The sequence below is a fragment of the Acinetobacter sp. WU_MDCI_Abxc222 genome (genome assembly GCF_025514755.1).
In the GTDB taxonomy this organism is placed as follows: Bacteria; Pseudomonadota; Gammaproteobacteria; order Pseudomonadales; family Moraxellaceae; genus Acinetobacter; species Acinetobacter geminorum.
Genome location: NZ_JAHPVG010000019.1, coordinates 1 through 19,688, shown reverse-complemented (window position 1 = coordinate 19,688; position 19,688 = coordinate 1). Strand labels below are relative to the sequence as shown.

Below are 19,688 nucleotides of genomic sequence, written 5' to 3'. Positions count from 1 at the left end.
TAAATCTCCGTACTGTGTTCTCCTGTCATTAAAGCGAGATACTATGAAAAAGTCCCCTATCTTCATGACCATTTGCCTAGCTAGTGCTGGCTTAGGCTCAACTCTTGCTAACGCAGATACTATAGAAGTAATTAGCTCAGGTGGTTTTTATTCATCTATGGAAAAACTCATTCCATTATTTGAAAAACAAACAGGCCATACCGTGCATCTCTCGTCTGGTTCATCAATGGGTGCATCACCGACTGCAATTCCAAATCGACTCGATCGTGGTGAACGTTTTGATGTGGTGGTCTTGGCTGCTCCTGAACTCAACAAACTCGCAGAAAAGGGTTATGTAGACCCAAATTCACAAAGTGCATTAGTGAATTCAAGCATTGGCATGGCTGTGCCTAAAGGTGCACCAAAACCAGATATCAGTTCTGCAGAAAAATTTGAAAAAGTTTTATTAAATGCCAAGCACATCGGCTATTCAGCAAGTGCGAGCGGTACGCATCTTGAAAAAGATGTTTTCCCAAGCTTCCCGCCTGTCGAGTACAAAGTAATTTCGAGTAAGGCAGAAAAAGTAGTGGGTGACCGCGTTGCAAAACGTATCGCCGAAGGCCAGTTTGATATTGGTTTCCAGCAAATTAGTGAAATCAAACCTTTTACAGGCAAATATGGTCAAGTTGAATTAGTCGGCCCAATCCCTGCACCGTATCAAAAAGTGACGGTATTTGCGGCAGGCATTGGTAAAAACTCGGAACATGCAAAAGTCGCAAAAGAGTTAATTAAATTTGTGAAATCGCCACAAGCAACACAAATTATTGAAGAACAGGGTCTTGAGCAGGTTAAAGAATAAAAGCTCTAAAAGGCAACATCTTGAGGTGATGTTGCCTTTACTCTATTGCCAGTTTACTCAAAGCAATAGAGTAAAAACTATAGCGACAAACCAGTGTAGAATTAATCCATAAGGGTTAATGTAGTATTTGCCGTGGAACTGAAACAATTAAAGTATTTTATTGCAGTGATCGAGTCAGGAAGCTTGGGTAAAGCTGCAAAAAATCTCGATATTGGAACTTCTGCATTAAGCCAGCAAATCTCAAAATTAGAAAGCGAGCTTTCTATTCGCCTTTTACAACGTACCGCTTTGGGTACGGTTCCCACCCCTGCGGGCTTAGCTTTTTTTCAACAAGTGCAACTGGCACTTAGACACCTAGACCATGCCGTAGACTCTGCGCATTCTTCACGTTTAAGTGGCCACGTCACCGTCGGTTTTTCGCCGAGTGTTGCAGCAGTTATTGGCACGCACTTTTTAAAACTCATGAGAAATCGTTACCCCGACATTAAAGTCCGTCTAATTGAAGGGTTATCGGGTGACTTAAAAGCTTTAGTTAATGCAAGGCAACTCGATGTTGCCATCATCTTTAGTGACGATGTCGACCCACAGTGGGCCATACAACCTTTAGTCAAAGAACAGATGTTTTTAATCTCGCCTAAAGAAGTGCTGAGTCAGTACGCGCTTGAAAGCTGTATCGACACTCAGACCATTAATCATTCACAGCTTAAAGAACTTCCCCTGATTTTACCAAGTCAACGACATGGACTGCGTTTATTGCTCGAACAGAAAATTCACCAACTTAAAGTGGCCTATGAAATTGATGGGCTGCATTTGTTAATGGAAAGCATTAGCCAACTCGAAATGGCAACTATTCAACCTGCTGGTGCATCATTAAACTCAAGGCAAGACTTGTGTTTGCTACGCGTTGTAGAACCTGCCATTGAACGCATTAACTATTTAATTAGTCTCTCTGAAGAAGAACTCTCGCCTGCCACTTTAGCCACGAAAGTAGTGATTCGCGCTTGTGTAATTAACTTGATTAATGAAAAGCGCTGGCCCGGTGCGGAGCTCATAAACACTTAAGCCATTAGTGTTTATTTTTACTAAACACCCATTCAAGCCTAGCCTCTCACTTCGCCTTCCCTTTTAAAGCTACATTAGCCCTAGCTGAGAAAGGGAGAAATCCATGCATGATGTAATTGTGATTGGTGGTGGGAATGCCGCACTGTGTGCCGCGCTCACGGCAAAAGAAAGTGGCGCGTCTGTGCTTGTCATAGAAGCAGCACCTAAAGAATGGCGTGGTGGTAACTCACAACACACTCGTAACCTTCGCTGCATGCATGACGCTCCTCAAGACGTATTGGTCGATGCCTACCCCGAAGAAGAATATTGGCAAGACCTACTTAAAGTGACTGCAGGCAAAACCAATGAGCACTTAGCCCGTCTGGTCATTCGTAGCACTGCAACCTGCCGCGACTGGATGCGTAAACATGGGGTGAATTTTCAGCCGCCACTATCGGGTGCTTTGCATGTTGCACGTACTAATGCTTTTTTTATGGGTGGTGGTAAAGCCCTCATTAATGCGTATTACCGTAGTGCTCAAGAGCTTAGTATCGAAATTTTATACAACACAAAAATTAAAGATCTAAAGTTAAATCAAGGACAGTTTGAAGCTGCAATTGCTGAAGATGGCCGTGTATTTAAAGCAAAAAGCTGTGTATTGGCCGCAGGTGGTTTTGAGTCAAATTTGGAGTGGCTAAGAGAAGCATGGGGACAAAATGAAAACGGCGAATGGCCTGCCGATAATTTCATTATTCGCGGAACCCGCTTTAATCAAGGCAACTTGCTTAAATTTATGATAGATCAAGGTGCCGATATTATTGGTGACCCATCGCAATCGCACTGTGTCGCCGTAGATGCACGTGCACCGTTATATGACGGTGGTATTTGTACTCGTATTGACTGCGTTTCCTTGGGGATTGTGGTCAATAACAAAGCTGAACGTTTTTATGATGAAGGCGAAGACTTCTGGCCAAAACGTTATGCGATTTGGGGCCGTCTTGTTGCCAAACAGCCACAGCAAATTGCTTATTCGATTATTGATTCAAAAGCCATTGGTCGCTTTATGCCACCTGTATTTGCTGGTGTAAAAGCAAATAGCATTCAAGAGTTAGCCGAAAAAATCGGGCTAGATGCCAAAACCTTATGCCATACCGTAGAAGAATTTAATCAAGCCTGTGTGCAAGGCACCTTTAACCATACTGTTTTAGATGACTGCACCACCGAAAATATTGTTCCCAACAAAACTCATTGGGCCGTTCCTCTCGACCAGCCACCCTTCTATGCCTATGCCCTTAAACCCGGCATTACCTTTACCTATTTAGGTTTAAAAGTCGAAGATGATGCTGCTGTACGTTTTAACAATAAGCCAAGCCGCAACCTGTTTGTCGCAGGTGAAATGATGGCAGGTAACGTACTTGGTCAGGGTTATACCGCGGGCGTTGGTATGTCGATCGGAACGACATTTGGGCGAATTGCCGGAAAAAATGCCGCCCGCTATGCACTTTCACAAGGAGTTGAACATGAATGCTAATAGCAAAGCCCTAATTCCAGTTGTTCAGCTCTCAGACCACGAGCAAGAAGTCCAAAGAGTCCTACAGATTTGTAATGCTTGTCGCTACTGTGAGTCATTTTGCGCTGTTTTTGCGGCGATGACCAAACGTCTTGAGTTTAACCAAGCCGATATTCATTACCTTGCAAACCTGTGCCATAACTGTGGTGCGTGTTTACACGCTTGCCAATATGCCCCACCGCATGAGTTTGGCGTAAACATTCCTAAAGCGATGGCGCAAGTACGTTTAGAAACTTACCAAGAATTTGCGACCCCTCAGCCTTTAGGTCGACTTTATAAGTCTGTAGGTATTCCTTTTGTCTCGGTGTTAACACTTATTTTCTTTTTTTGCATGTTAGCCGTAGTGTGGTGGAAAGGCACTGACTTATTTGCAGGTTACCAAGGTAATTTCTATGCGATTTTCCCGCATAACTTTTTAGCCCTATTATTTGGAGCGACCTTTACAGTTGCGATTGTTTTGCTCGGCATTGGAATTAGCAAATTCTGGCGACAAACCTCTAAAGTCATTCATGGCAAAGTTGAGAAACCCGATCTGGTTCAAGCCACTCAAAATGTATTAACGCTTAAATATTTAGATGGCGGTCATGGTAAAGGCTGTAATGAGCAAGATGATCGTTACACACAAATCCGCCGTGTGTTCCATCACCTGACTTTTTATGGCTTTATGCTCTGCTTTGCAGCTACGGGTGTAGCGACTTTATATCACTATTTTCTTGACCTACACGCACCTTATCCTTACCTAAGCTTACCTGTGATTTTAGGAACTTTGGGTGGAATCGGCTTAGTTGTCGGGCCTGCTGGCTTACTCTATTTAAATCTTAAACGCCATCCGTTGCATGGTGACCGTGAGCAAAAACCTGTAGATCGAGGCTTTATTTTCCTTCTACTTATCGTTAGCGCTTCAGGGCTAGCACTCATGGCATTTCGCAATACCCCTTACATGGCACTTTTATTGATTTTCCATTTAGCTACAGTCATGACCTTCTTTATTACCATGCCATTTGGAAAGTTCGCACATGGTTTTTACCGCAGTGCTTCTTTACTCAAATTTGCCATCGAAGAACGTATTTCTAAGAAGTCATAATTTCATTCAAAAGTATTCACTATCTTGGCATAGTGAATACTTTTATTATTTTTAAGCTCAAAAAACTTCATACCGTCCCTACTTTTTACTATTTAGAATTCCTAAGCCATACATCGGCCACTTCGTACTCGCTTTAATATTATTAATGAGCATCGCAACTAAAACTAAAGACACTGCACCGACCAAAACAGGGAAAATTAAGAAATTCCACTCGTAATGTATGCTGCTTGCGGTGAGCAAAATAACCAAAGGATTAGCTCCAGCAGGTGGATGAACGCATTTAAAAACCTGCATGAGCGCAATTGCACAGCCCACTGAAAAAGCAATTGTAAAAATGGAAACACCGACAAATTTTAGAAAAAACAAACCCACAAAAGCCGAGATAAGATGCCCAAATATAATATTTCTGGGCTGTGCCAAAGGTGACTGCGACACGGTATAGAGCAATACACAGGTTGCACCAAACGGGGCCATGATAAAGATATTGTGTGTGAGCTTACTCAACCACAACAGTATAAAAATACTGAGCGTCCCCCCAACAAGGCTTCTTAAGACATCAACTTTAGTGGGCGACGGAGCCAGTTTTTCTTTGCCATAAAAGATCGAGAACATGGTTTTATTCCTTAAACAAACATTGCTTTTTAAAAAGCATATAGATAAAATTTCAAATAGTACAGATCTGTACTATTTTATTTTTTGGAAAAGACACATGTCAAAATCTGCCTTAAAAATATTAGATACAGCCGAGAAGTTATTTAATGAAAATAGTTTTGTCGGGGTTGGCGTTGACCTGATTCGCGATGAATCTGGCTGCTCTAAAACCACCATGTACACGTACTATAAAAATAAAAATCAATTGGTTAAGTCTGTGCTCGTTGCACGTGATGAGCGATTCAAGCAAAGCCTTTTGGGCTATGTTGGAGATGCAACAGGGTTAGAGGCCATCAATAAGATTCTGGATTGGCACACTAACTGGTTTAGACAAGATTTTTTTAAGGGCTGTTTATTTGTAAGAGCTGTCGCTGAATCTAACCAAGATGATCAAGACATTATTTCTATTTCTAAAGCCCATAAACAATGGATTAAAGTATTGATTGCACAAAACTGCAATATACCCAATGGTGAAGCTTTATCTGAGCTGATCTATACGGTGATTGAAGGGCTAATTAGCCGCTTTTTAGTCGATGGTTTCGATGAAACACTTGCGACAAACATGAAAAACTCTATTAATCAATTACTTAATATTCATAAACATTAGCATGAGAACTTAAAATGGAAGTGGACCATATTTTTATTTGTGTACAATCAGGCGCTCCCGAAGCTGAAACTTTAAAAAAATTCGGTCTAACAGAAGGTTCATCCAACAAGCACCCGGGTCAAGGTACCGAAAACAGACGCTTTTTCTTTAAAAACAGTTTTATCGAGTTAATCTTTTTAAATAATCCAGAAGAAGCCTCAAGCGATCTCACCAAACCAACTCTGCTTTTTGAACGACTCAGTGCTCAAGATAATATCGCATCCCCTTTTGGAATTTGCTTTAGACCTAAAAATAAAGATGATAACGGCGCAAAATTTCCTAATTGGGTTTACAAGCCAAGCTATTTACCAGCCAGCTTAGAAGTAAATGTTGCCAAAGACTCTATTGTATCTGAGCCAATGTGGTTCTTCCTTTCATTTGCTTCACGACCAGACCTTGCTGCAAAAGACAAACAACAACCTCTTGTGCATAGCAAAGATTTATCAGAGATCACCGCGATTAAGGTTTCTATTCCAAACCTTAATCAGCATCCTACTTCATTACTGTTCAATACAGTTGATAATTTTGAAGTAACTGATGGATCGGAACATTTAATGGAAATTAGTTTTGATCATGAACCTCAAGGAATGATTCATGATTTCAGACCAGAGCTGCCTCTTATTTTTAAATATTAAAGCTCTTACTTATTAATAAAAAAACTGTGATTTATTGCAAATCACAGTTTCCATTTAAATTGAATAACATTAAAAGCGGCAATAGCTTAAGCAATTTTTCCATCAATAATGCCTTTCTCTTTTAACGTAGCCAGCTCCTCTGCTGTTTTAAATCTCGATAAGATTTGAACAGTATGTTCACCAAGTTCTGGCGGCGCATGATGATATTCAACGGGAGTATCAGACAGTTTGATGGGTGAGCCAATGGTTTGGAAGTTTTCATTTAAACGATGAGGAATATTCACCACCAAGTTGCGATGTACGATTTGTGGTTCAGCCAAAGCATCTTCAATAGAGTTGATAACACCTACGGGTACTTTTAAAGCATGAATCATCTCAACCCATTCTTTAGCAGTTTTTTGCAAAAAGTGCTCGGACAATAAAGGAATCAGTTCATTTCGATATTTGACACGATCTTGATTGCGTACAAACTTTTCATTTTCGAGTAACTCTGGATAACCAATCGCAATACACAAATCTTTAAACTGTTTATCGTTACCGCACGCAATAATAAATTCTTTATCTTTAGCCTTAAAAGTTTGATACGGCACAATACTCGGGTGTTGATTACCCATGCGCTGTGGTGCTTTACCTGAGGCTAAATAGTTCATTCCCTGATTTGCCAGTGCCGCGACCTGTACATCAAGTAAGGACATATCAATATACTGACCGCGCCCCGTGTGCGAGCGTGCAATCAATGCGGCCTGAATGGCAATGGTGGAATATAGACCAGTTTGAATATCTACAACAGCCACTCCAACCTTTTGCGCACCACCACCTGCCACATCATCAGGCTCACCAGTAATGCTCATTAAGCCTGACATACCCTGAATAATAAAATCATAGCCGGGCTCTTCTGCACGTGGACCATCTTGTCCAAAACCCGTAATCGAACAATAAATAATATTTGGGTTTAACTCACTTAACGAAGCATAGTCCAAACCATATTTAGCCAAAGAGCCTGTCTTATAATTTTCAATGACGACATCGGCAGTCTTGGCAATTTCATAAATTAGAGCCTGACCTTCGGATGTGGTTATGTCTACCGCAACCGAATATTTATTGCGATTCGTACACTGGAAATAACCAGATTCACGAGTCATGTTACCGTCGTGATCGGGCATCCATGGTGGACCCCACATACGGGTGTCATCACCTACTCGAGGACGTTCAATTTTAATCACTTCCGCGCCAAGGTCTGCCAAGATTTGACCACACCATGGCCCCGCAAGCACACGACTTAAATCTAAAACTCGAATTCCTTGTAATGCACCCATAACGATACCCTTATCTTTGAGAAGGCGCTCAAAACACCTTCTTTTCATTGTTTATGATTGTCTTTGTGGATCGTACTGACGATCTTTAATAAATAAGCCTGGCAATACACCCGCAACAAAATACGCAGCACCCATCACAATAAAGGCCATGGTAAACGTACCGCCCGATGCCAAGAAACCAATGGTAGCTGGTGCAATAGCGGCCCCGACACGACCAATGTTATAAGCCCCGCCAATGGCTGTTCCGCGCACATCGGTTGAAAAACTTTCAGCCATATAAGTCGCGTTCACACCATATGGAATGCCGTATAAAAAGCCAAAAGTGATCAATAAATACAAAATATTGTCAGGAGTATTGAAGAAAATAATGATTGGCAAGAACACGGCGCTGGCTATTGTTCCAAACACAAAAACAGCACGGCGGTTAAATTTGTCAGCAAGATAACCCGCTAAAATTTTGCCTAGAATCATTGCCGTATATGAACCCACCATATAACTGGTTAAGTTTTTAAAGTTCATATGCACTTCTGTTTCTAAATAACTTGGCATCCAGTTGTTAATGCCGTAATAACCAAACTGTAAGAAAAATGCTGTGGTCATCCACAACAAAAACATTTTACGGTGCTTAAAGTTATTAAAGATTTGTTTGTAGATACTGCTACTTTTTGGCTTTTCAGCTACTACTCTTTCTTTAGGCTGTCTGTTGCCTTGCAAGCTTTCAATTTTGGTGAGCTGCCAAGATTTTGGTTCTGGTACAAACCGTTGCAGGAAAATATTAACAAAAGCAGGTACTACGGTCAGGAAGAACAAAACACGCCAGCCATGATCTGGAATAATTGCGCCAGCTAATAACGTTGCAGCAATATAACCTACGGTCTGACCCGTCTGTAATGTGCCCAATACCGTTGTACGGTACGTGGTTGGCACATATTCAGCCATTAAGGTATTACATGCCATATAAAGTGCTCCAATTCCCAAAGCACCAATAAAACGTAAAGCCATAAATTGCTCGAAGCTTTGCGTAAAACCCAATAAACAGGTCGCTACCGAAAAGAAAGTCACTGAGTTGGCAATGGTCCGTACGCGACCAAACTTGTCACATGCCCAGCCACCCAAAATACCGCCAATACCCATACCCGCCAAAGAAGCACTACCTAAGGCACCTGCCTGAAAGGTACTTAAACCAAACTCTGCCTTTAAACTGGTCAAGCTATAAGACAACAGCATAATATCAATGCCATCGACCACCATCGCAAAATAGGCAAATAACAATGCCCATTTCCATGTATTTGGTCCAATCCTTTCGTATGTTCCAAGGTTACTTGGAAATGTATTTCTTAATTCTTTCGATATTACTTGAACGTCATTGTTCATCTTTAGTTCCTCATTTTCCCAAATGAGTCATCGGCAGCCTACTTATGTTTTCTGTATGACTTAATCTTCTATATTTTCATCATCTTATATTTAGTTTTAAGTACACAGAGGCACATCTACACATGAGTATCCTTACGATGAATCTTGTCATTATCCATAAATTTTTGCGTAAAAATCCCTAAAGGCGTTCTCGAAAGAACACCTCTATCTTTTAAATGAATGAGTTAGTTACTAAATGCTGCGATACCCGTTTGTGCACGACCTAAAATCAAGGCATGAACGTCATGTGTGCCTTCATAGGTATTTACGACTTCAAGATTAACCAAATGACGTGCTACGCCAAACTCGTCACTAATACCGTTTCCACCCATCATGTCACGTGCCATACGGGCAATATCAAGCGCCTTTCCACAGTTATTGCGCTTAATTAGGGATGTGCCTTCAACTGATGCAATACCTTCATCTTTCATACGGCCAAAACGTAAAGCTGCCTGTAAACCTAAAGCAATTTCAGTTTGCATATCTGCCAGCTTCTTTTGAATCAACTGATTTGCAGCCAACGGACGACCAAATTGTTTACGGTCCATGGTGTATTGATGTGCTGTATGCCAGCAGAACTCGGCAGCACCCATTGCCCCCCATGCAATGCCATAGCGGGCGCTATTTAGACAGGTAAATGGGCCTTTTAAACCTCGAATTTCAGGGAACGCATTTTCTTCAGGTACAAAAACGTTATCCATTACAATTTCACCTGTAATCGATGCACGTAAACCAACCTTGCCATGAATAGCTGGCGCAGATAGCCCTTCCCAACCTTTTTCTAAAATGAAGCCTCGAATATCACCAACATTGCCTTCAGCAGAAACTTCTTTTGCCCAGACTACAAATACATCGGCAATTGGGCTATTGGTAATCCACATTTTTGCGCCACTTAAACGATAACCACCGTCAACTTTTTTAGCACGGGTAATCATACTGCCCGGGTCTGAACCATGGTCGGGTTCAGTCAAACCAAAACAGCCAATGTATTCACCCGTAGCTAGTTTAGGTAAGTACTTTTGCTTTTGCTCTTCGGTACCAAATTCATGAATCGGAACCATGACCAATGAACTTTGCACACTCGCCATAGAGCGGTAGCCCGAGTCAACATATTCAATTTCACGCGCAACCAAACCATAACTCACATAGTTCAAACCCGCGCCGCCATATTGCTCAGGAATAGTTGGACCCAGTAAACCAAGCTCTCCCATTTCACGAAAAATAGATGGATCTGTTGTTTCATGACGGAATTGTTCAAGCACACGGGGTTGCAGGCGTTCTTGGCAATAGGCATGAGCAGCATCACGAATCATGCGCTCATCTTCGGTAAGCTGTTGCTCAATTAAAAATGGGTCTTGCCAGTTAAATTGAACTTTTGCTTTTTTTGTTGTCACCATGTGATTCATCGCATCCTCTGCTTGATTGGATCTTCTTTATTTAACTCGATGTTATGCGTGAAAAATGCAGTAATCAAACGATAAATGTTCATGCAGATATGCAACTTACGCATATTTAAAATGAGCCGCGTTAAATTTAACTATTCAATTCATTGTATTTCATTAAAAATGGCTTATTTTTATACTAAAGTTTGATATCTGCATGTAGGTCATATGCTGTTTTGAAATATGATGACAAATAAAAGGATTTATTTATGCGAAGAAGTATCCCGTCCATTCAGGGCCTGATTTGCTTTGAAAGTGCAGCGAAACATCTAAGTTATACCTATGCTGCGCAAGAGTTATGTATTACCCAAAGTGCAGTTTCTCGCCAAATTCAACAATTAGAAGATTTCCTAGGCGTTGAACTCTTTATACGTACTCGGCATGGCGTTGAACTCACCATTGCAGGTCAACAATATTTTAAAAGTATTAAGCCCTACTTATTAGGACTAGAGAAATGTACAGCCGATGTGATTTCTCATAAAGGTTTAGGTGGCACACTAAAGTTAGGTGTAGTACCTACCTTTGCAACGCGCTGGTTGTTACCCAAGCTCCATCTTTTAAATCAAAAACACCCTGAAATTACGGTTCACTTAGAAACCAGTACCAAGCCCTTTTTATTTAATGACAATATTTTTGACGCTGCTATTTTTGCAGGTACGCAGCAGCAAATTGATCACTGGCCCGGCATACAAGCACATTATTTAATGGATGAAGAAATTGTACCCGTGTGCTCGCCGAGACTCATCGAAAAGTATTTTCCAGATGCAGTCATGATCAATGAAAATACCTATGATTTAAGCTCTGAAGATTTACTGAAAATCCCCCTACTTCAACAAACCACTCGGCCTAGCATTTGGCAAGAATGGTTTCTAACCCATCAGATGCAACACCCGAAGCCTTTTGATGGACAACGCCATGAGTTATTTTCAATGCTTGCGGTTGCTGCCAGTCATGACATGGGAATGGCTCTAATTCCGCAAATGTTGATTGAGTCTGAACTACAAAAAAAGGAACTGGTGATTGTTTCCAATAAAAAATTAAAAGGCAGCCGAAAGTACTACCTCATCCATTCGAGCCAAGACATCTCACCGACCATTCAGAAATTTGTTGAATGGATTTACCAAGAACTAGAACAACTAAAGAGCAATACAAATTAGCTCAGCAGTTTTTATTTATGCTCAATATTGCGATCTATAACCATAAAAAAGATTGTGATTAATCAAATAACAATCTTTTAGTTAAGCATAAATGACTTTGGAATTAATGACTCATTAATTGAATATCTGAACCGCTACGTTTTGGGTCAATTAAGATTTTGGCATGCTGTTCAGGGTCACGTAATGCCTCAAATGCACTCGTAACACCTTCTAGGCCAACAACACCCGTAATGAGCGGTGAACAGTTCACTTTACCTTCTGCAATCATGTGTAGTGCATCTCGGAACTCCAGCGGTGTATAACCCAACACAAACTGAATTTCTAACTCTTTATTAATTGCAAGTGCGGGTTCGATTTTGTCGCTTTGCATGCAGACACCCACCCCAACAATTCGGGAAAATAAAGGTGCACCTTCAATAATTTGCTGCAAAACACCCGGTACGCCCACACATTCAAAAATAACAGGACGTTTTGGCAGAGCACCTAACTTATCAATCATGCGCCATCCATGCCACCACGGTAAGCGAGTCGCTTGCAACTTATCAAACAGCCCCATACCCATGTTAATTGCATCAGAAACATTGCCAAGCAAACCAAACTCTTTCCAGTTGGCAAATGGCGATGTCTCTTTAGGGTCTACCACAATATCTGCACCACATTGCTCGGCAAGCTTACGACGGTTTGGTGAAAAGTCGCTGGCAACCACAGTTTTAACCCCAGCCGCTTTAAGCATTAATATGACACCTAGCCCGACAGGACCACAGCCAATTACAATCGCAGGTTCACTAGTTTTTACACGGCTACGACGAACAGCATGCAATGCAACCGCCATAGGTTCAGTCATGGCAGCACTATCTGCATCTAGACCGTTGGGTACTTCAAACATCAAGCTTGATTGAGCCAATACTTGCTCGGCATAGCCACCCGAAGCATTTGGGGAAAGCCCCGTAGACAAATAACCATGCTGATTAACGTTTAAAAGCGGCATTGCACAAACGAGTGTATCCGCTTTAAATTTATGACGTGTTTTTGGACCATAATCTAAAACCTTGCCACAGAACTCATGTCCCAATACAAACGGATCTGTAGACTTGGCTAAACCATTAAACCCGACACGTGCCGCTAAATCATGCATGTGGTCGCAGTGATGCTGCATATGTAAATCTGAACCACAGATCCCGCATCGCACCACTTCCAATAAAACCTGCCCTTTTGCAGGCATTAAGTTCGGTTGGTCCACGACTTGTAATGTTGCTTGATGACAAAGTACCGACTTCATTTGAGTGCTTCCTATTTCTTCTTTTTCATTTACTTGCCAGAAATAGATTTCTACAGATAAATTAATCGCCTTATCAGTTTGGTCTTTAGCAAGCCTTTATTCAACTTTACAAGTAAAAGGCAAAATACCAATGACCATTCTTCAGCCAATCCACTCTTGAAGAGTCAACAAAAACAGGCGCAGCGAAATTAAAAACAATAAAAATCTTGGTGCTTGTATCTTACACAGACTGCGTTATCTTCTTAGGCCAGAACAATGTCATCAAAATTAAAACTTATACAAATATAGTAAGTTCAAAAAACTCAACTCAACGCTTTTCACAAAAACATAGCAAATCCAAACTTTTATCAGCAGTCTTAAACAGGCATGATGAATTGATACGAACAGATAAGAAGAAGTTTATGATTACTAAAACGCTTCCACTTACAGATATACACCGCCATCTTGATGGCAACATCCGCATTCAAACCATTTTAGAATTGGGGCAACAATACAATTTAGATTTGCCAGCTTATGACATTGAATCTTTACGACCACACGTACAAGTAATGGATAACCAACCAGACTTATTAAGTTTTTTATCTAAGCTCGATTGGGGCGTAAAAGTATTAGCGAGCCTAGATGCCTGCAAACGCATTGCTTTTGAAAACATGCAAGATGCAGCACAGCAAGGCCTAGACTATGTAGAACTGCGTTTTTCACCGGGTTATATGGGCATGACACATCAACTCCCCCTTGAGGGCGTTGTTGAAGCTGTGATTGCTGGAGTAAAAGAAGGTAGTCAAGCTTACGGAGTAAAAGCGAATTTAATCGGCATTATGAGTCGTACTTTTGGTCAAGAAGCCTGCGAAAAAGAATTAAATGCCCTACTTGCCTATAAAAATGATATTAAAGCATTGGATCTCGCTGGAGATGAGCTTGGTTTTCCGGGCAATTTATTTATTGACCACTTCAAAAAAGCACGTAATGCAGGTTGGCACATTACGGTACATGCAGGTGAAGCTGCTGGCCCAGAAAGTATTTGGCAAGCCATTGAAGAATTAGGTGCTGAACGAATTGGACATGGTGTTAAAGCAGTTCAAGATTTAAAACTTTTAGATTATTTGGCTAAACACCAGATTGGTATTGAATCTTGCCTCACCTCAAATATTCAAACCAATACAGTTCCCTCTTTAGCAGAGCACCCATTAAAGACTTTTTTAGAACATGGCGTACTTGCCACCATTAATACGGATGACCCAGCAGTAGAAGGTATTGAGATACAACATGAATATTTAACTGCTGCCCCACTAGCAGGTTTAAGCCCTGAGCAAATTTATACAGCCCAAGAAAACGGTCTTAAAATCGCATTTTTATCAGATCAAGAAAAAGATGAGTTAAGGCAGAAATATCAATAACAGAGGAATTTTTGAATATGAATAAAAAATAACAACCTCTTCCGACTTTACCAACCTAGGAAAAGGTTATTTTTCTCTATAAATTTAATAGGTTTTGACACTTACATACAGATTTTACTGTGGTTTTTCTTATTGCCGATAGTAAATTTTTATGTAAATATAGTGACGTTCTATCTTTATAATAAAGTGAAATTATTGGTTTTTTATTTTGTTATCTGGATGTTTTATGTCTGGAAAACTGGAAAATTCAGTAAAGAAAATCAAGAAAAAATAGAGCTTAATTTAGAAGAGACTGGCTTAAATTAAATATGACTTACCTATAAGATGGTCTATCTAGAATATTAGTTAATTTTGCTAGTGATAAATGGAATGACGTGACCAAAGCTGAAAAAGTAATAACTTATGAATACAATTATTTCTACTATTATTTCAATACTAAGTGTAAGTGCTGTATCTGCAGTTTTTTTAAGCCTACTAAAATATATATTTCTTCCACAATACCGTTTGGAGCTAAACAGGAAGAAACATAGTGATGATGCAACTGCCGTTTTAAAGTATTACACCGAAACCTATAAAGCTAATCGAACTAATCCAAAATCTAAGTTTGAATTGCAGAAGGCAACTAATGCCGCATTTGGAACAACCAGATTTAACTATGAATTAATTTTTATGTTATTTGACCGAGATGAACGTGACGTAGAAAGTATTGCGAAAGAGATACAAAAACGATGGATTTTAATAAAACTCGACTATGCCCAAAAGAAGATCAATGCTCGCTTAACAGTTAAGCAAGCTAATTGGTTAGCATTTGGTTTTGCCACTCTTTATGCTGTTATTTCAATCATGATATTAGTAATGGCTGCAGGATATTATTGGATTCCTTTAAAAAATTTCAATCAAAATACTATTATGTTGATTTCTTTACTTATTGTATTTATTTGTGCATATGCTTTTTATGCTCTAGGTAGTTTTAAATCTTTAGAAAGATTGATAGATAGATAGAAAAGCCGCTATGAGCGGATGTTTTATGCTCTCTTTGATAAAAACCAGACTTCCACATCTATACACAGATTTTGCTGTGCTTTTTGATATTGCCGATAGTGAATCGTTATGTCAAGATACCAATTTGCTATTTTTAATAAATATGGTTCTTAGGGGTGTTTGTTTGTGAATGAAGAATTAAATAAAGAAAATACTATTAAAACATTAAATAATGGAATTCGTGTTTTTGAAAGGGAGAAAAGAAACTTAAAAGACAATTTGAAAGATTTAAATGATTATTTATCAGATTATTTTGTCAACTTACCTAGCCAAACAAATGAACTCAAATCACTAATTTCAAAAAAAGATCAAGAAATAACTGAAAACTTCGCTACAATAATTGGTTTGTTAAAAAATATTAGAAATAGAGCATCTAATTTATTTTCTAATATTTTTATAAATATTGATCTTCCAAGTTTTAGAAACAAATTATCTAACGCAATCCAGTATTCAAATAATATTGTTTTTGCAGTTGGCAAAATTAAATCAGATATTGAAGACTATAAAACAAGTAATCCAGAAACTAAACCCATGAATACATTGTTAACAATGCCAATTCATTTTGATAAAACCTATTCTCAAACGGTATCTATTCTAGAAGATATTTTTACAAATACTTCAATAACAATTCAATATCTCAATAATGTGGTTGATCATTTAATAGGAATTGAAAAAAAAGTAAGTGATTATAGTAATATTGATTATAAAAAACGATTTGAGGAAGATACAAGTCTGCTTTTAAAGCAATTTGAAAACCAAATCAGCCATTTAGTTAAAACCTATGAAAATCAAGTTAAAAGATTTAATCTTGACATAAAAGACTCGATAGATGCAGTAAGTATTTATAAAGAAAATTTAGAAAATATTGAATCAAAAACTAGTGAGATACATTCAAAATTTTCTGATTATGACAGAAGACTTCAAGAGATTATTGAAAGCAGATCTGAAGATACTAAAATTATTTTAAATGAAAAATTAAATGAACTTGAAATTATTAATAACACGAAAATAACTGTAATAGATCAAAGTTATGAAAAAGCACAAACCAACTATCAAAAATTTAAAGATTTAGTTGAAAAAGCTGGCGTATACAATCTAATTGTAAACTATAAAGAAAAGGCAGAAGAAGAAAAAGAGGAATATAAAACATATAGAAAATATACAAGTACAGCATTGTATTGGGCAATCGGATTTACAATTTTAATTCTTGGTATTCCTCTAGTTGAACATTGGTTATCAACCAAGCCTATAATTATTGATTACTATTCAATTTTAGTAAGATTATCAATTTCTTTAATGTTTTTAGTTTTAGCTTTATTCTTCTCGAAACAAGCTGCTAAACATTACGAGTGTTATCAAGAAAATAATAGAACTTTTTTACAACTAGCAGCTCTAGAACCATTCATGGCAAATATGTCCCCTGAAGACCAGTTAGCTATACGAAAACAATTAGTACCAACCTATTTCAACCAAAATGCAGATGGAAAATTTGCTTCTAAGGGAGATGAAGTTGATATTTCGACAAATATGCATAATCTACTCAGCCAAGTAATTAACGTTGTAGCAGAAAAGAAAGATCCAAAACCTTCTACAAATTCTTCAGAATCTAATCCCGCATCTAAATAGTTAAAGCTTGAACAACAAAGAGTCATTATGTAAATATAGTGATTCTTTATTTTCATAAATACTTCATTATGAAAAGAATTTATCTTGCTTTACTTTGTACTATGGGTGTAATGGGTTGTTCTGACAAGCAAGCACAGAAAGATGCTTCAGATACTGCAGCTGCGGATCAAAAAGCTGCTGAGATTCGCCAGCAATATGAAGATCGTCAAGCTGAACTTGAGGAAGAAGATAAACTCCATTTTGATTGGCCAAAAGTGGACTATACGCAAGCTGTAGCTAAGGTCGACATTAAAGATGACCGGGCAATTATTAAAGCTGTTGGTACACCCGACCCGTTGTTAAACAAGAAAAACTTACCAATGAGAACGGAGAACCAGCAACAACTTATTATTTCAGTAAGAACGTTTCAAGTGGTTTAGAAATCACATTAAGCCGTGAATTTATTGATGTTGCTTGGCAATTTAATAGTAAAGAACCAGTAAAAGCTTCTGCTGTTTTTTAATGAGGGCCAGCGTATTATCCGCGCTCTTCTTGGTGATAAAGAAGATGCTGCACTTTACGAGAATATCGCTAAAGGTGGTAAGGTCGATTATCTAAATCTAGAGGATAGTACAGAGATCCATGATGCCCGCTGTGGTGTGTATTCTTGTCGATATCAAGTGGCTAGATAAATAAATGCGAATTTATTTTTTAAAATTTTATTAGGTATTAAATGAACAAGTTGTATATAAGAATAATCAAGCTCCTTAAGTTTTCGGAAAAATCTTTTGCAAATTACTTAGAAATAGGCATGGTTTTATTACTTGCTATATTTATGTTTTATAGTTGGGCAACATATCCTGAAAAACTGATGGCAATGGATAAGGCCTTATCAAACATACATTCCCAAGAATTAAAGAAAGAAGAAGCTAAAACTTATCTACAAACTATTGGTGATAAATATGGTACTTACGGCGACAGTTATGGCTCATTGAATGCCTTATTCAGTGGGGTCGCTTCATTTTTACTATTACTTTCATTAATTTTACAAAGGCAAGAGCTTCAAGCTCAACGAAAAGAACTAGCAGCCCAACGTGAAGAAATTTCTAAAGCTAATGATATAGCTGAGCAACAAATGCTGATAACAGAGCAACAAGCAGATCTACTAGGAAAACAGATTCAAGAAGCTCAGGTTCAAAATTTTTTTAATATACTTTTTCCATTAATTAATCGAAAAAATAATTATTATGAGATAGCTAATAAATTTCCAGAAGGTTTCATTCCTGACAGTACTAGTAAACAAAATGGAGTTTTTAAAACCATACAAATAGGCACAGCTAAAATATATCGAAACTTTGATAAAACTTATAAAAATGATTACTTAAATAGTGATGAAATTAAAAAAATATTAAAGGAAATGAAAGCTATTCAATCTCCATTAATTACTGCTTGCAGTTTTATTATTTATTCAAGTTATTTCAAACACTTTAACTATATTATTAATTTTATTGAAAAATTTAAAGGAATTGATGAAAATGATAAAAGTATAGCTCTTTCCATTTTCATATCTGATTTTAGTACTATAGAACTTATGACTATTTCAATTATTGCTGTAGATGATGATATCTTATTAGAAAAGATTAAAAAATATAAGTTATTAAAATCACTTTTTAGATTGCATGAGGATGAACCGACATTATTATCATCTTTTTTTAATGATTAAAAAGAAGCTACTTAGCGGCTTTTTAATCAATTTATTTTCGTGTAACTAGCCAACCACATTTGTGGAGCCTCTGCCCAACTCATTAAATTAATAGGCTCTCTTTCATTGTTGTATGCATTCACAAGTCATGCATAGCATCACAATAATGTTTAAGAAAGCCTACTAGAATCATGCTTAAACGGACATTTTTATAAGAATAGTTTCATAGCTATTCAGAATCCATATTTTAGCCCTTATTTGCCAAAGCCGAAAATACACATATAATTTTTAAAATCTTTAATTGATAGAAATAAGGAGAAATAGAGCTTATATAAACACGTTCAAATATTGGAGTACGTTTGAATTAAAATTTCGAACTAGAAAATAAAAAAATTCCTTCTATCGATAAGATAAGAAGAAATTCTTTTTAATCTTTGGGATATTTTTTAAAGCTTGAACGCTTTTAAAATATGGTCGGAGCAGTAGGATTCGAACCTACGACCCCCTGGTCCCAAACCAGGTGCACTACCAGGCTGTGCTATGCTCCGAAATTGGGGTGAATGACGGGATTCGAACCCGCGACAACTGGAATCACAATCCAGGGCTCTACCAACTGAGCTACATCCACCATCAAATAAGTTCTATGTACCAAGCTACCGAATGGCGCGCCTGACAGGATTCGAACCTGTGACCATCCGCTTAGAAGGCGGATGCTCTATCCAACTGAGCTACAGGCGCTTAACCGATGATGCTTATCATGCGATACTTCGCCGATCTTAAAATATTATTTTAAGTGGTCGGAGCAGTAGGATTCGAACCTACGACCCCCTGGTCCCAAACCAGGTGCACTACCAGGCTGTGCTATGCTCCG

Annotated in this window: 17 protein-coding genes and 4 tRNA genes; 12 read left to right on the top strand and 9 right to left on the bottom strand. The window is 38.4% G+C overall.

Features of this window, described 5'->3' with window-relative positions:
• Nucleotides 1-43: 43 nt before the first annotated feature.
• From KTJ10_RS17215 to tcuB, 4 genes are all read left to right on the top strand, one after another.
• Nucleotides 44-838 (top strand): substrate-binding domain-containing protein, encoded by a 795-nt coding sequence (locus KTJ10_RS17215; RefSeq protein WP_033848179.1) that lies wholly within the window; start codon nucleotides 44-46, stop codon nucleotides 836-838.
• Nucleotides 839-970: 132 nt separating this feature from the next.
• Nucleotides 971-1,900, top strand: coding sequence for a LysR family transcriptional regulator (locus KTJ10_RS17210; RefSeq protein ID WP_199993075.1), 930 nt, complete (start codon nucleotides 971-973; stop codon nucleotides 1,898-1,900).
• 103 nt (nucleotides 1,901-2,003) lie between these two features.
• Complete coding sequence (tcuA, locus tag KTJ10_RS17205) at nucleotides 2,004-3,410, top strand: FAD-dependent tricarballylate dehydrogenase TcuA (RefSeq protein WP_199993076.1); 1,407 nt, start codon at nucleotides 2,004-2,006, stop codon at nucleotides 3,408-3,410.
• Nucleotides 3,400-4,533: a tricarballylate utilization 4Fe-4S protein TcuB gene (tcuB, locus tag KTJ10_RS17200; protein ID WP_199993077.1), complete on the top strand. Its 1,134-nt coding sequence runs from the start codon at nucleotides 3,400-3,402 to the stop codon at nucleotides 4,531-4,533. Before tcuA ends, tcuB begins: the two co-directional genes overlap by 11 nt.
• Nucleotides 4,534-4,611: 78 nt before the next feature.
• Here tcuB and KTJ10_RS17195 read toward each other — a convergent pair whose 3' ends face one another.
• Nucleotides 4,612-5,145, bottom strand: a complete 534-nt coding sequence (locus tag KTJ10_RS17195; protein ID WP_057062517.1) for an HPP family protein — start codon at nucleotides 5,143-5,145, stop codon at nucleotides 4,612-4,614.
• 97 nt (nucleotides 5,146-5,242) lie between these two features.
• On the opposite strand from KTJ10_RS17195, the gene KTJ10_RS17190 reads away from it, so the two are divergent.
• Nucleotides 5,243-5,791: a TetR/AcrR family transcriptional regulator gene (locus KTJ10_RS17190; protein ID WP_262442501.1), complete on the top strand. Its 549-nt coding sequence runs from the start codon at nucleotides 5,243-5,245 to the stop codon at nucleotides 5,789-5,791.
• Between the two features lie 14 nt (nucleotides 5,792-5,805).
• Nucleotides 5,806-6,465, top strand: coding sequence for a VOC family protein (locus tag KTJ10_RS17185; protein ID WP_130174083.1), 660 nt, complete (start codon nucleotides 5,806-5,808; stop codon nucleotides 6,463-6,465).
• Nucleotides 6,466-6,551: 86 nt separating this feature from the next.
• On the opposite strand, the gene KTJ10_RS17180 is transcribed toward KTJ10_RS17185, so the two are convergent.
• The 3 genes from KTJ10_RS17180 to KTJ10_RS17170 form a co-directional block, all read right to left on the bottom strand.
• Nucleotides 6,552-7,781: a CaiB/BaiF CoA transferase family protein gene (locus tag KTJ10_RS17180; RefSeq protein ID WP_199993078.1), complete on the bottom strand. Its 1,230-nt coding sequence runs from the start codon at nucleotides 7,779-7,781 to the stop codon at nucleotides 6,552-6,554.
• A gap of 51 nt (nucleotides 7,782-7,832) precedes the next feature.
• Entirely contained in the window at nucleotides 7,833-9,155 is a 1,323-nt protein-coding gene (locus KTJ10_RS17175) for an MFS transporter (RefSeq protein WP_262442500.1), read from the bottom strand.
• Nucleotides 9,156-9,379: 224 nt separating this feature from the next.
• Nucleotides 9,380-10,600 carry an acyl-CoA dehydrogenase gene (locus tag KTJ10_RS17170; protein WP_002077894.1) on the bottom strand — a complete coding sequence of 407 codons (1,221 nt, stop codon included), beginning with the start codon at nucleotides 10,598-10,600 and terminating at the stop codon, nucleotides 9,380-9,382.
• Nucleotides 10,601-10,845: 245 nt separating this feature from the next.
• Between KTJ10_RS17170 and KTJ10_RS17165 the strand changes: the two genes are divergently transcribed.
• Nucleotides 10,846-11,793, top strand: a complete 948-nt coding sequence (locus KTJ10_RS17165) for a LysR substrate-binding domain-containing protein (RefSeq protein ID WP_002050405.1) — start codon at nucleotides 10,846-10,848, stop codon at nucleotides 11,791-11,793.
• Nucleotides 11,794-11,896: 103 nt separating this feature from the next.
• Here KTJ10_RS17165 and KTJ10_RS17160 read toward each other — a convergent pair whose 3' ends face one another.
• Entirely contained in the window at nucleotides 11,897-13,072 is a 1,176-nt protein-coding gene (locus tag KTJ10_RS17160) for a zinc-binding dehydrogenase (protein WP_262442499.1), read from the bottom strand.
• Nucleotides 13,073-13,473: 401 nt separating this feature from the next.
• Between KTJ10_RS17160 and add the strand changes: the two genes are divergently transcribed.
• The 5 genes from add to KTJ10_RS17135 all read left to right on the top strand — a co-directional run bounded on the left by add (nucleotide 13,474) and on the right by KTJ10_RS17135 (nucleotide 18,838).
• Complete coding sequence (gene add / locus KTJ10_RS17155; RefSeq protein WP_262442498.1) at nucleotides 13,474-14,469, top strand: adenosine deaminase; 996 nt, start codon at nucleotides 13,474-13,476, stop codon at nucleotides 14,467-14,469.
• Between the two features lie 402 nt (nucleotides 14,470-14,871).
• Nucleotides 14,872-15,471, top strand: coding sequence for a hypothetical protein (locus tag KTJ10_RS17150; RefSeq protein WP_191901048.1), 600 nt, complete (start codon nucleotides 14,872-14,874; stop codon nucleotides 15,469-15,471).
• A 165-nt stretch (nucleotides 15,472-15,636) separates the two neighbouring features.
• Nucleotides 15,637-17,136, top strand: coding sequence for a hypothetical protein (locus tag KTJ10_RS17145; protein WP_262442497.1), 1,500 nt, complete (start codon nucleotides 15,637-15,639; stop codon nucleotides 17,134-17,136).
• Nucleotides 17,137-17,204: 68 nt separating this feature from the next.
• Nucleotides 17,205-17,555 (top strand): hypothetical protein, encoded by a 351-nt coding sequence (locus KTJ10_RS17140; protein WP_262442496.1) that lies wholly within the window; start codon nucleotides 17,205-17,207, stop codon nucleotides 17,553-17,555.
• A 293-nt stretch (nucleotides 17,556-17,848) separates the two neighbouring features.
• On the top strand, nucleotides 17,849-18,838 hold the full coding sequence (locus tag KTJ10_RS17135) for a hypothetical protein (protein WP_262442495.1): 990 nt from the start codon (nucleotides 17,849-17,851) through the stop codon (nucleotides 18,836-18,838).
• A gap of 450 nt (nucleotides 18,839-19,288) precedes the next feature.
• Here the strand turns inward: KTJ10_RS17135 and KTJ10_RS17130 are convergent.
• The 4 genes from KTJ10_RS17130 to KTJ10_RS17115 all read right to left on the bottom strand — a co-directional run bounded on the left by KTJ10_RS17130 (nucleotide 19,289) and on the right by KTJ10_RS17115 (nucleotide 19,688).
• Nucleotides 19,289-19,365 (bottom strand) — tRNA-Pro (locus tag KTJ10_RS17130).
• Between the two features lie 4 nt (nucleotides 19,366-19,369).
• Nucleotides 19,370-19,445 (bottom strand) — tRNA-His (locus KTJ10_RS17125).
• A gap of 33 nt (nucleotides 19,446-19,478) precedes the next feature.
• Nucleotides 19,479-19,555 (bottom strand) — tRNA-Arg (locus KTJ10_RS17120).
• 56 nt (nucleotides 19,556-19,611) lie between these two features.
• Nucleotides 19,612-19,688, bottom strand: a tRNA-Pro gene (locus KTJ10_RS17115).